Source organism: Tropheryma whipplei str. Twist (genome assembly GCF_000007485.1).
GTDB lineage: Bacteria > Actinomycetota > Actinomycetes > Actinomycetales > Microbacteriaceae > Tropheryma > Tropheryma whipplei.
The window spans coordinates 241,292-253,888 of sequence record NC_004572.3 but is presented as its reverse complement, the minus strand read 5'-3'; the positions used below and the strand labels follow the sequence as shown (position 1 = coordinate 253,888).

Here is a 12,597-nt window from a genome sequence, read left to right as displayed (position 1 = left end):
AGTGCATTGGTGGGGTATGTGAGTTTGTTATTTACAAACGTGCCACTGATGCTTGGCACACCACCTTTGCCAGCACTTATGTAGTTCCACAGGGTAATGAGTAAATGTGTTATGTGTTGCTAACTATGTTACGTGTTGCGCTGATGCTGTGTCAGAACCTGCCTGGGTATATGGTTGTTGGTAACCAGTTGTGCGTGCAGGGGTTACACGTTACTCTGTGTGGTGGTTATGTGTTACGGGATTACACGTAACACAACAGAGGTTACAGGTAACATGTTGCTCCGTAATGGTTACAGGTTACTCTGTGGGTAAGGATTTCTTCTTCGTATCCATGGTATAGATAACAGTCATGTGTGGGATGTGTATTACACAGTAATTACTACTGCGATGGCAAAGCTGGTAAGCAGTAACACCGGTTTCAACAGGTGATGCAAAAGCATAAAAGCTTACTTTATACTCTCCAGGTGTAACACTCGTATCTATACTTCCTGTTATGGTTCCATTGGTTGTATCAATACTTAGTCCTTTAGGTAGACCACCAGTAGTTGGACTTGTCTCTGTTGTATTAGTAACTGGTGTCTGTGTTGTAGATGATGTTGAGTTTTTATAGGCAGTAATAGTTAGGGTTACAGTACCCGACCCCTGGTTTGTGTCACCACTTCCCCCATAGCTCCATGTGTTATGGGTTAGGTCTATGGTGAAGTTATTTGGCAGAGATTGGGTAGAGTATGTGATTGATGTAGCCGTGTAATGGTTTCTGCCCTCACCTGCCTTGATATATGGTTGTTGTGGGTTACCAGTTGCGCAGGTGTGAGTTACAGGTTACACGGTTACATGTAACACAGCAGGGGTAACAGGTCCCGCAGGCAGCGAGTTACAGGTCGCACAGAGATTAGTAACAGGTAACCTGAGGGTAAGGTATTCTTGCCTCCCGTACTCATGGTGTATATAACAGTCATTGCTTTCTTTGTTGGGTTTGGTGCATAACCTGATCCACCCTCGGTTAGTACATTGGTTGGGTATGTGAGTTTGTTATTTACAAACGTGCCACTGATACTTGGCACACCACCATTGCCAGCACTTTTGTAGTTCCACAGGGTTGTTGAGTTATGGGTTACAGGTGCCCTGATACAGGTTGATACGGATACACATAGTACGGATAGCAGTGGTAGAGAAGTTACTATATGCGGTATATGTAAGGGTAGCCGTGTGAGTTGCTTTGCCCTCACCTGCCTTGATATATGGTTGTTGGTAGTTACAGTGTCCTGTGACTAGTTTGTATGGCCTGGTTTGGGTTACCGGTTACACAATAGCTCCATGTGTTATGGGTTAGGTCTATGGTGAAGTTAGATAGATATTGGGTATATGCAGAGATTGGGTAGAGTATGTGATTGATGTTGCACCGAGTATTGGTGGGAATGAGTCAGAGATAGTTGCTGATCCTGATTGTTGGATTATGAAGATCGTATTGGTGGGAATAAAGAGAGGATGATTGGTGTATTTGAGAGATTGGGTGGTTGAGCGTTTATTGCGGCGGAGTTGCATATGTGAAGGGGCGGGTGTTACCTGTTGTGAATAACCTTCTCCACCCTTGGTTAGTACATCGGTGGGGTATATGTATATGCCATTTACAATCACAGCCACAGCGTTAACACTTGGCACAGTGTATTTGCCACCTGGCAAAGTCACATCCTTGATACTTGACACAGTGTAATTCACAGCACAGTGTAATCCGTACCATCGTGTCCCTGTCAGAGCCTGTGTATGTGGTAGCCGTGTGATGGTCATTGCCTTCACCTGCCAGGGTATGTGTTTGTGCAGTATGGGTTACCAGTAATGCGGGCAGGGGTTACAGGTTACTCCGTGTGAGTTACATGTTGTGTTTGTTGTGGTTATGGGCTGTATTACAGGTCGCGCGGCTGTATTACAGGTTACACAACAGGGGTAACGGATGTGGAGTAACCAGTCACACAACACAAGCGGTTACAAGTCGCGCACCACAGTGCAACATGTAACACGGCGTGGGTGTTACCAGTTACTCTGTGGTGTGTGTTACAGATAACCTGAGGGTAAGGTATTCCTACCCCTCGTATCCATGGTATAGATAACAGTCATGGGTACAGATGTTGGGTTTGATGCATACTCTGCTCCACCCGTTGTTAGTACATCTGTGGGGTATAAGAATATGCCACCTGGCCCCTCCGTGCCACTAATACTTGGCACACCACCATTGCCAGCACTTTTGTAGCTATATAGGGTAACTTGCACTGTGTCACGTGTCGTGCCATTACCTGCCAGGGTATGTGTTTGTGGTTATGGGCTGTAGGTTACAGGTAACCACGTAACGCAACAAACGAGTTACATGTTATGCGGAAGTGAGTTACAGGTTACGCAACAGAGGTAGCCACGTGACACAACACAACGTTACGAGTTACGCTGGGTTGAGCAACCAGTTACACACCAGTGGGTAACATGCTGCTCTATAGGGGTAACGGGTCTCACGCACTAACCTGTGCAACATGTAACACACCGGAGGTTACCAGTAATGCGGGTAGGGGTTACATGTAACACAGCACAACGTTACATGTCGCACAGGCGCAGGTGCAGGTTGCGCGGTTATGAGTTACCAGTAACTCTGTGGGGTGATTACGGGTTATGGCTGTACTAGATAAACCAGGTGTAGTACTTGTAACAAGAATGGTATATGTTGCAGTAACAGTTGTACTACCAAGGGTTGTAGCATTATTAGTAACAGTAGGTGCAATACCTGTTACTACACTGATACCGCGAGCGGACTGCGGGGTCGTGCATCAAATATCGCCTGAGAAATTTGATCTTGTCCGGTATCAGTTTGCAGTTTGGCGGAACTTATTCTGACACCACAAGCATGAACATTTCTGAACTACTCGTCAAAGAAGCGGCCACGAGCGTAACTTGAAGCACTGATACGCATGCTATTTGGAAAGAGTGCAGAAAGAAGCGGAGGAGTCCAATGCGCCGAAAGTGTAACACCAACACCTGAACCGTCCGAGTAAAATGACTCAATACGAAGATCATCCAGTCTTTCTTTTCTGGCAACCCGGCTAGCGTATTCTTGCAAAATTTCCCCGACTTTATCATTAGACAAGACCTGTTTTAGAGAGCCATTGTTATAGGAAAGCTGCGAGAGGTCAAACCCTTCTGCAGCTGCCAAGCTACCGCCATCAGCAACAGACAAAATACGCTTTTTCTCAAGATACAATGACGAAGCATTCGTTACGGTGATTATAAAGGCTATAGACAATACAGTGAATAGAATAACCATCGGCATAATGCTGCCATCGCTGCTTTTTATCCACTTCGGTGGGACCTTGTTACTTCTTATTACATTAATATTTCTTATTACATTATTGATTTTCACTTCACCCTCCGTGTTGAAATTGGCGATAAAGCGCCCTTGCGTGTCGCATACGAATGCGTAACTTTTGTGTTTGCAATATAACTTCGGTGTATCTGGATGTGTGCAAGCCTTACCATTAGGTCTGATACTTGGAAATCGGCATTGTAACCGTTGATCCAACTGATATGCCCCTCCTCGGATTGAAAGCATCAGGAATCAGTGGCAGGCCCAAATGCAGTGTCACATGCACAACATAATCATTTCCCGGAGAGCAAGATGGAACACATTCAACAGAAAAACTTGCTTGGTCTGAAGTATATCCATAATCCGCCAGAAGCCTGTTTAAGATAACGTCCATATTGGAGCTCTGGTTGAGAGTGTATGCGCGGGCTATGTTGCGACCCAAGTTCTCTGCGGCATATGATGCCAGTTGTATATTCATAACCGTAATTATTAGATAGACAAGAGGCACCATAAACACCACTGCAAGTGTTAAAAACTCAATTGCCGCAGAGCCAGCCTGGTTTGATAAAACAGTAATTTTTCGGACACGCTGCAAACGCGAGGGCATTATTCTGCCACCGCCTGCCCTATAGCCACAAGCATACCCTCCGGCCCCCAGGGGCCGACAATGGGTAGCCTGGCTGTAATCTTGAGTTTTACAAAAAGTACACCACCCACTGCAATTTTTTCCGAACTTGCAGATGTGAAGATCTTGTTTCCCACAGTATTGTTCAAAAGCGCCCTTGCGTGTTCCTCTCCGCGGGCAAGGGTCATATCCGCAAGGGCCCCCACGCGGGCACCGGCAGCTGCCACATCAATAAGTGTGTTGCGCACGTAGAGCACATAGGCAAACTGGAAAATTGCCAATAAAAGAAATGTGACAATTGTGCCGACCATAACAAACTCTACAACCGCCGAGCCCGATTCGTGGTGTCTTCCAGGGTCACGCAAACTCGTGATACGTCTTCGAAAGTTGCCTGCGCTCATCTAAAAATTTTGACATGCTGCACAGCAGTGTTGAAAAGCTGGGTTAGCGCCGGACCGGCTATAGCCCATATCATCATGACAAGACCAACTGTCATAACTGCTATTAGGACCCATCCCGGAACATCCCCTCTCTCCTGACGTGCAGAATGAAAAATATTTCTTATAGTTTTTTTTATTATGCTCATATTGCCCCTTTCTTATATCGAATCAAAATATATCGTGTGTATAAATAGCCGAATCAGAACAATCAGTGAAAAATCTGTATCCCAGGAAATATTGCAAATAAAATTGTTACCGGCAAAATAAAGAACACAAGCGGAAACATCATGGCGATCTCCTTTTTACCCGCTTGCTCAATAAGCGCAACTCTGGTTGCATTACGCGCCTCTTTTGCCTGCTTTATCAGAATGTCCGCAAGTGGAGTTCCACGCTCGATTGCCGTTATTATCTGACTAACCGCCCTATCGATGCTGACAATGTTAAGCTTTGCAGCCATACGCTTGAGACATCGCTCCAGGGTGTCTCCACTGGAAACACCAATTAATACCTTCTTAAGCTCAATAGAGAATTCACCCTTGCTAATAAAACAGATACGCTTTATTGCATCAAGAACACCCTCTCCGGCAGACACGGAAAGACTCAGGAACTCAAAGGCTGATGGCATTTCATTGAGTATTTTCTGCTTACGTTTTTTGACATATCTGCGCAAATTGTTCTCGATACACCAGAATGAACCGGCAAAAACCGCGGGAGCTAACAGTCCAAAAACAATATTTACCTGACCAGAAAATAGCAATAAGCAAAAAAGCACCCAGAATATACCTGTTAGCAGTGCCGAGATTGCTATCTGAGTGATACGAAAATCGACAACTGACTGATCCCGATTGGAGATTTCCAAGAGTCCAGCAAGTTTGCCAGATGGTTGTGTGCGGTAGAAGCGGTTCAAGTAAATACGAAAAACCCCAAAGAGCTCACGGTAGAGTGGCCTTCTAAAGGAAAAACACATATCCTGTGATAACCCTGATAAATAAGGGGTGAGGCGGCGTCTAAATGTGCTAACCGGAGAAAGCATAAAGGTAAGGCTCGCAATCCCGCACCCCAAAGTTACGGCAAAAAGAACAGAAAGGGCAATTTGACCAATCATCCCATATACCTCTCTTCCTGTGGGATACGCGCAACAACCATCATTATCTTGTAGGCAATAGCGCAGGATAATGCGCCAAGAATAATAACAACAACACCTGCCTGGGAGTTATAAGCGGAGACAGTTTCCGCACGGGTGCTCATAATCGCCAACACAGCCCAGGGGGCAGCAACAGCAATTCTTGCTGCGTTTACGACCCAAGATTGTCGACCGACAATTTCTGCCCGAGTTGCCAAGTCTTCGCGCATATACTCTGATAAATTTCGAAGAACCTTTATAAGCTCGCTGCCACCAAGGCTTCTGGCAAGTTGAACGGTTTCCAGAATCCTATCTGCCTTTGGATCTGCAAGTGCGCATTTTGCGTTTGCAACAGCAGATGCAAAATTTCCCGTTGCACCGTATTCATTCTCAAGATTACAAAAAATCTGTCTTATCCTAACCGGTCCGAATCTGGATAGAGAGCATAAAGCCTCGGGAAGTCCCATGCCTGCCCGAACAGCAGAGATTACATTCTCGACAATGTCGGGCCAAATATTAGAATCAAGACTGACAAGTCTTCGGTATTGATAATTGACAATTAATATCGGTGTGGCGATACCGATTAAAAATCCAAATACACAAAAAATATATATTCCGGTGACCAGTGTAATAATTGCGGCAAATACAACTCCGAATAGCACTGTCAGGGATACAAAGGATCCAAGTGAGACATTCCGTAATCCGACAGCGATAAGACGTGAATGAAACTTATCGAATCTGCCGTACCGCCTTGACGGTTTTGATTTGGCAAGGAGAAATAGATTACCTGCTGATAGTAACAAAGAAAGCGCCACGCTAAGCATCAGTCTCCAAGTTCTTAAATACAGTGGAGCCCTGTTCATTCATGAACCCCCTCCATTGTTCTGGGTAGATGCCTGTGAACTGCAATTGATTATTTGTTGTGGTAAATACAGGACTTGCCTCGATAATGCCCTCATTCACCCGACCACTGAGTGCCAATATTTCAGAAACCCTGCGATGCCCATCTTTGCCAAGCTCGCAATGCACAACAATGTCAATACAATTAGCAACCGTTGGGACTATAAAAGCTGAGTCGATATTTTTACCACTCAAAAGAGGCAGGATTGTCATTTTTCTGAGGGCATCACGTGCGCTGTTAGCGTGTATAGTCGCTGCACCGGGAATGCCTGAATTGAGAGCAATTAACAAATCAAGACTTTCTGCCTCGCGCACTTCACCTACAACAATTCGATCAGGACGCATTCTAAGAGTTTCTTTGACCAAACGCCTGAGATTTATTTCCCCGGATCCTTCAATTGTTGCCTGTCGACACTGTAGGCTAACCACGTCACGCAGCGGAATATCAAGTTCAAATGTTTCCTCAACTGTTACAACCCTTTCATCCTCAGAGCAGCATGATAAAAGAGAATTGAGCATTGTTGTTTTGCCAGCCTGTGTAGCGCCAGAGACTAAAAAATTCGCACGAGACTTGACGCAGTATTGCAAAAATCTGGAGGATTCAGCAGTCAGACTGCGTGTCCTAACAAGCTGATCAAGACCCCGAATCTGGCGCATAAATTTGCGAACATTAATAGATATGTGACGTGCCGTAATATCTGGTATAACGGCATGCAGCCGACTACCATCGGGTAAAGATGCATCAACAAAAGGATTCGCCATATCAATGCGCCGCCCGGTTCCCTGCAGCATTCTTTCGAGAATATCCCTCAATTGAGAATCTGTTAACTTTATATCGACTGCAAAGGATTTACCATTTTTGGCAAGAAATACCTCTTCAGGCGAGTTAATCCAGAATTCCTCAACATCTGGATCATCAATGATGTCTTGCAGTGGACCAAATCCTGTTAGGTTTGCAACTATTTTCCTTTTAATACTGTCTTCTGTTTCATCAATTGGTTGCCTGCTAGCATACTCTTCAAGTTCACGAGTGACATATTGATCGGTAAGTTCGGGCTGCAACGAAAGGTCGTGGTCAGAGGTACGAAGACGGTCCCTAACCCTCTTCGTTATAATCCCAAGCGCATCAGACATACTCATATAATGCACCTTTAAAAGCGGAGGAAATTGACTTTTCAACAGGCAAGGGTGGCTTGGGTTGTGTAACTTATGCGAGGTCCGTATAAAAATGTGGACAGTTGCCCAGAACACCGCGTGACCTCAGAACACCGCGTAAATGAAATGTGTGCAGCACCATACTTCAGGCATGGTTAGTACCTCAGGCATGGTTAGTGCAGGCTGGATGCGCAGTTACTGCATGCTCTCCTGTGACTGGGACCTACCGTGACTGGGATATTGTGTGGGTGCCCTACTGTGACTGAGACATTGTGTGTGACTGAGACATTGTGTGGGTTTGTATATGTGACTTGTATGCACGAAGTTTTATTATGCTGGCAGCTTTGTATGCACTCTCAATGAATTTGGCACTCTCCTGTGTTTGGGTGCAGGTTCTAGTTTTGCATCTGTTTCACTGCATCTGTTTCATGGGGTGTTTCTGCCTCTTAACTTTTCTATCTCTTGTTAGGTATAGGGCATCTGGTTATTATGCGATGTAATTTCGATGTAATTAAATTCAATATGATCACCGGTGCTGTACTGATTTTTAAATACCATACTGATTTTTCAGTGCGCTAAACTAACACCCCCATCTATACTTCCTTTTATGGTTCCAGAGGTAAAGCTTAGTCCTTTAGGTAGACCCGTAGATCCTGATGTAGCACCTGTTGTATCTACTAATACATATGTGGATATAGAAAAGCTTCCGTAGAGTATAGGTGTAATACTTACATTACTCTGACTCTGTGTGTACAGTAATACACGTGCTTTTAGGCTTGGCAGTGTGTTTGTTTATTACAGCATGTGTTACAGGTCGCGCGGAGGTGAGTAACATGTCTCACGTGAAAGTGTGCAACATGTAACACGGCACCAGCGGTTACAGATTGCGCAGGTGTGAGTTACACGTAACACGACATTGCGTGTTATACGCGGGTGAGTAACATGTAACTGTGTGGGTGTTACCAGTTACCCTGTTACGGGTTACAGGCAACCCGTGGGTAGGGTATTCTTGCCTCCCGTGTTCATGGTATAGATAACAGTCATTGGCTGTTTTCGATACGTAACCTGAGTCACGCTGCACACATCATACATGGTTAGTACATTGGTGGGGTTAGTACATTGGTGGGGTATAAGGATGTCTCTTTGCCATCTGACCCACGCGAAGGCACAGCACTGATCCATGGCAGTGAATTTATCATTTACAAGCTGCCCACTGATACTTGAGATCAATAACACTTGAGATTACGCCTTAACATAGGGCCATACATATGTCTCACCGCCACCTGACCCAGTCGAAGGCACAGCACTGATCCATGGCACGGTGTTATTGTCATAGCCTGTGTATGTAGTAGCTGTGTAACGTGTTGTGCCCTCACCTGTCAGGGTATGTGGTGTTCGGATATGTGTTTGTGGTTACGGGTTCTAGGTTACAAGTTACCTGTTACACCAGGTGTAGTACTGGTAACACAAATGGTATATACAGCACTAACACTTATGCTAGTAAGGGTTGTAGCAGAGGAAGAATAGGAAGGTGCAGTTGCAGTAATAGTTACTTTGTATAATCCCGTAGTAACACTCGTATCTATACTGCCTGTTATATTGCCAGAGGTTTTATCAATACTTAGTCCTGAGGGTAGACCACCAGTAGTTGGACTTGTCTCTGTTGTATTAGTAACTGCATAAGAAGTTATATAACCCGTTGTCTTGGGTGTAATAGTTATACTATTCTGACCTATAGATACACCTGTGGCTGTACTAGATAAACCAGGTGTAGTACTGAAGCCCAGGATGGAGCCCAGGAATGAGTTTACGAGTCCGCCTGTGATATTACTTAGGGCATTACTTAGGGTACTGGTTACGATACCGCTTAGGGCATTGGCTATGCCACCGAGCAGGCCGCCCCAGATACTTCTGGGTAATTGTGTTGAATGTCGTACTGCCACCTACAGTCGAGGTCACAGCAGTAATACTTGGCAGTGTATGTGCCATTTGGGCCCCCTGTATCACTGATACTGTCTCACTGATGCTGTGCCACAGTATTATCCATGGCACAGTGTAATCCATACCACAGTATCCCTGCCAGAGCCTGTGTATTTATACAGGGTCACTGAGTGATCGGGATACTGTACAGCCAGGCAGGGCAACCAGACTGTGCGAGTAACCGTTACAACCTGCACATAATACGGGTCACATAATACGGGCAGCAGTGGTAGAGAATGTACGATATGCGGTATGTGTAAGGGTAAATGCAGTGAGCTGTGTGAGGGATGTTGTGCCGTGCGAGAGGCGCAGAATAACTTTACAGAATAGCTTGGTGGGGTGAATTGCCAGCACATGCCTGGATATATGTGTGTTGGTATGGGTTACATGTTGTGCAGTATAGGTTAGCGCTTGCACACGGTTATGAGTTACCGGTTACACGCCGCAGGTTACCGGTTGCACTAACCTGCGCAACACGTGACACGGCAGGGGCAACAGGTAACTCTGTGATGGTACGGGTCGTGGTTATTGGTGTCTGACAGCGGGTTACATGTGACGCGAGCATGCGTTACCTGTAACACAACATAGGTTACTCTGTTACAGGTGTGCGTATTACACGTAACATAACACAAGCGGGCAACCAGTTACCCTGTTACGGGTCACACGTAACCCGAGGGTAAGGGATTCTTCTTCGTATCCATGGTATAGATAACAGTCATTGGCTGTTTTCGATACGTAACCTGAGTCACGCTGCACACATCATACATGGTTAGTACATTGGTGGGGTTAGTACATTGGTGGGGTATGAGAATGTCTCTTTGCCATTTACAGTCGAAGTCACAGCAGTAACACTTGGCGGTGTATCAATACTTGACAGTGTATGTGCCATCTGGGCCAAACGTGCCACTGATACTGTGTCAGTGATGATTGGCACTGATGCTGTGGCACAGTGTAATCCACAGCACATCATGAATAGATAGCACAGCACCTTTTACATGTGTGCTATCTATACTTGACAGTTTGTTACCGCCATTTGACAAAGTCACAGGCACAGCGTAATTCATGTCACAGCGTAATTCACAGCACGGTGTTTCTGCCAGAGCCTGTGTTAGATGCAGGGGTTGTGTGATGTTTTATGCCATTATCTGCTCTGATATATTTTGCTATTAGCTACGGCGGCCTGTGAATCTTACAAGGCTACGTGCTGTTTTTCTGTTTATACAGTTACTTGCACCTACTGTTATGACATGCCATGTCCGTTGGGTAGATGTTGATGAGTTTTTATAGGCAGTAATGGTTAGGGTTACAGTACCCTGTGTTGTGTTTGGGTTTGTATGGCCTGGTTTGGGTTACCACTTCCCGTGTACGTCCATGTGTTATTGGTTGGGTTATTTCTGTGACGAATAACCTGTGGCTTGGTTAGTCCATCGGTGGGCCATATGTATTTCTCACTGCCATTTACAGTCAAAGTCACAGGATAAATACTTGGCAGTGAGCACGTGTCATCAATAAGCACACCACCGATACTGTATCACCGATACTTTGCACAGTAGGTTGCGGTAATTTCTGAGATAGCTATGTGATGTGCATTGCCAGAACCTGCCTTGATATATTTTTGTAGTGTAATAGTTACAGGTCTTGCAGGTGCAGTGTCCTTGTATTTAGGCCGAGTAACACTGTATTTAAGGATAAAGCCTAGGTAGTAGGGGCATTTATCTTTACCACCTGCCCATTAACACTTGGCACAGTGCAATCCATAGCACAGTGTTTGTGCCAGAACCTGTGTAGTTATATAGGGTAACTTGGTGAGAGATCTTGATGGTGCATAACACAGTATGTTTGTGTGTTTATACAGTTACTTGCACCTACTGTTATGACAGTCCATGCCCGTGATATAGATGTTGACTTACCAAAAGCAGTAATAGTTAGGGTTACAGTACCCCGTGATATGCCCTGTGACATTACCCCCGCGTTGGGTTTGTATGGCCTGGTTTGGGTTACCTCCCCCATAACTCCATGTGTTACAGGTTGGGTGTGTTACGGGTTAGGTCTATGGTGAAGTTGGGAGATTGGGTAGAGTGTGTAACACTGACCTTGGATAAGGGCAATGAGGCTAACACCTTGGCGATGAATTTGCCACCTGGACCCTCTGTGCCACTGATACTTGGCACAGCGTATTTGCCACCTGACAAAGACACAGCGTAATCCATAGCCCAGTGTTATCCATGTCACAATATCCCTGCCGGAGCCTGGGTTAGATGCAGGGGTTGTGTGATATGTATACATCTGTATTAGTAACTGTATAAGAAGTTATATAACCCGTTGTCTTGGGTGTAATAGTTATATTAGTCTGACCTATAGATACACCTGTGGTTTGGTTAGATAGAGATGGTGCTGTACCGGAGCCCAGGAAGGGGTTTACGAGTCCGTCTACGATATTACTTAGACCATTACCCAGGACACCGCCTAGGTCGCTGCCTATACCACCGAGTAGGACACCGCCTAGGTCGCTGGTAATGCTGTCCAAGACATCTCTGGGTGATTGTGTTGAATGTCGTACTGCCATTTGACAAAGTCGAAGTCACAGCATTAACACTTGGCCCAGTGTTTTGCCCAGTGTAATTCATGACACGGCGTAATCCATAGCACGGTCTTTTTGCCAGCAGCTGTGTAGTTCCACAAGGTAACTTGGTGATCGGGCTTGTGTCTAATACAGGGTTATCTGTATGCAGGATACAGGCAGCATGATACGGGTAGAGGCGAAGAATGTACTATATGCGGTATATGTAAGGGTAGCCGTGTGATGGTCTTTGCCCTCACCTGCCTGGATATATTTTTGTAGTGTAATAGTTACAGGTCTTGCTGTTTACAGATGTTACATGTTATGTATAACCCAGTCGTTATGTATAACCCAGTCAATGTGTACGTCATCCTTAGTGCATTGGGTATTGTTACCTACACATCAGTGATGCTGTGTCACAGCACAGTGTTATCCATGTCACAGTGTTATCCATGTCACAGTGTTATCCAT

At 45.3% G+C, this 12,597-nt stretch carries 12 protein-coding genes; all 12 read right to left on the bottom strand.

Annotated elements, in window-relative coordinates; translation table 11 throughout:
* Window positions 1-297: 297 nt before the first annotated feature.
* The 12 genes from TWT_RS05190 to TWT_RS04975 all read right to left on the bottom strand — a co-directional run bounded on the left by TWT_RS05190 (window position 298) and on the right by TWT_RS04975 (window position 12,132).
* Window positions 298-696, bottom strand: a complete 399-nt coding sequence (locus tag TWT_RS05190; RefSeq protein WP_411353940.1) for an Ig domain-containing protein — start codon at window positions 694-696, stop codon at window positions 298-300.
* A 639-nt stretch (window positions 697-1,335) separates the two neighbouring features.
* Window positions 1,336-1,719: a hypothetical protein gene (locus TWT_RS01145; protein ID WP_044143902.1), complete on the bottom strand. Its 384-nt coding sequence runs from the start codon at window positions 1,717-1,719 to the stop codon at window positions 1,336-1,338.
* A 1,183-nt stretch (window positions 1,720-2,902) separates the two neighbouring features.
* Window positions 2,903-3,400, bottom strand: a complete 498-nt coding sequence (locus tag TWT_RS01135; RefSeq protein WP_011096523.1) for a Tad domain-containing protein — start codon at window positions 3,398-3,400, stop codon at window positions 2,903-2,905.
* 115 nt (window positions 3,401-3,515) lie between these two features.
* Entirely contained in the window at window positions 3,516-3,950 is a 435-nt protein-coding gene (locus TWT_RS01130; protein ID WP_011102418.1) for a TadE/TadG family type IV pilus assembly protein, read from the bottom strand.
* Window positions 3,950-4,369, bottom strand: coding sequence for a TadE family protein (locus TWT_RS01125; protein ID WP_011102417.1), 420 nt, complete (start codon window positions 4,367-4,369; stop codon window positions 3,950-3,952). The genes TWT_RS01130 and TWT_RS01125 overlap by 1 nt, the downstream gene beginning before the upstream one ends.
* Window positions 4,366-4,554: a hypothetical protein gene (locus TWT_RS01120; RefSeq protein ID WP_011102416.1), complete on the bottom strand. Its 189-nt coding sequence runs from the start codon at window positions 4,552-4,554 to the stop codon at window positions 4,366-4,368. Before TWT_RS01120 ends, TWT_RS01125 begins: the two co-directional genes overlap by 4 nt.
* A 62-nt stretch (window positions 4,555-4,616) precedes the next feature.
* Window positions 4,617-5,513 carry a type II secretion system F family protein gene (locus tag TWT_RS01115; RefSeq protein ID WP_011102415.1) on the bottom strand — a complete coding sequence of 299 codons (897 nt, stop codon included), beginning with the start codon at window positions 5,511-5,513 and terminating at the stop codon, window positions 4,617-4,619.
* Window positions 5,510-6,355 carry a type II secretion system F family protein gene (locus tag TWT_RS01110; protein ID WP_230453587.1) on the bottom strand — a complete coding sequence of 282 codons (846 nt, stop codon included), beginning with the start codon at window positions 6,353-6,355 and terminating at the stop codon, window positions 5,510-5,512. The genes TWT_RS01115 and TWT_RS01110 overlap by 4 nt, the downstream gene beginning before the upstream one ends.
* Window positions 6,348-7,565, bottom strand: a complete 1,218-nt coding sequence (locus TWT_RS01105; RefSeq protein ID WP_237696859.1) for a CpaF family protein — start codon at window positions 7,563-7,565, stop codon at window positions 6,348-6,350. Before TWT_RS01105 ends, TWT_RS01110 begins: the two co-directional genes overlap by 8 nt.
* A gap of 1,448 nt (window positions 7,566-9,013) precedes the next feature.
* Window positions 9,014-9,529, bottom strand: a complete 516-nt coding sequence (locus TWT_RS04845; RefSeq protein ID WP_044143901.1) for a putative Ig domain-containing protein — start codon at window positions 9,527-9,529, stop codon at window positions 9,014-9,016.
* Between the two features lie 1,340 nt (window positions 9,530-10,869).
* Window positions 10,870-11,082, bottom strand: a complete 213-nt coding sequence (locus TWT_RS04840; RefSeq protein ID WP_148224273.1) for a hypothetical protein — start codon at window positions 11,080-11,082, stop codon at window positions 10,870-10,872.
* 738 nt (window positions 11,083-11,820) lie between these two features.
* Window positions 11,821-12,132, bottom strand: a complete 312-nt coding sequence (locus TWT_RS04975; protein WP_166806549.1) for a hypothetical protein — start codon at window positions 12,130-12,132, stop codon at window positions 11,821-11,823.
* Window positions 12,133-12,597: the final 465 nt, after the last annotated feature.

Coding starts and splice junctions, on each gene's coding strand:
- TWT_RS01130 (WP_011102418.1), bottom strand. CDS start 3,950: ATGCCCTCGCGTTTGCAGCGTGTCCGAAAAATTACTGTTTTATCAAAC.
- TWT_RS01115 (WP_011102415.1), bottom strand. CDS start 5,513: ATGATTGGTCAAATTGCCCTTTCTGTTCTTTTTGCCGTAACTTTGGGG.
- TWT_RS04975 (WP_166806549.1), bottom strand. CDS start 12,132: ATGGCAGTACGACATTCAACACAATCACCCAGAGATGTCTTGGACAGC.
- TWT_RS01110 (WP_230453587.1), bottom strand. CDS start 6,355: ATGCTTAGCGTGGCGCTTTCTTTGTTACTATCAGCAGGTAATCTATTT.
- TWT_RS01125 (WP_011102417.1), bottom strand. CDS start 4,369: ATGAGCGCAGGCAACTTTCGAAGACGTATCACGAGTTTGCGTGACCCT.
- TWT_RS01105 (WP_237696859.1), bottom strand. CDS start 7,565: ATGTCTGATGCGCTTGGGATTATAACGAAGAGGGTTAGGGACCGTCTT.
- TWT_RS01120 (WP_011102416.1), bottom strand. CDS start 4,554: ATGAGCATAATAAAAAAAACTATAAGAAATATTTTTCATTCTGCACGT.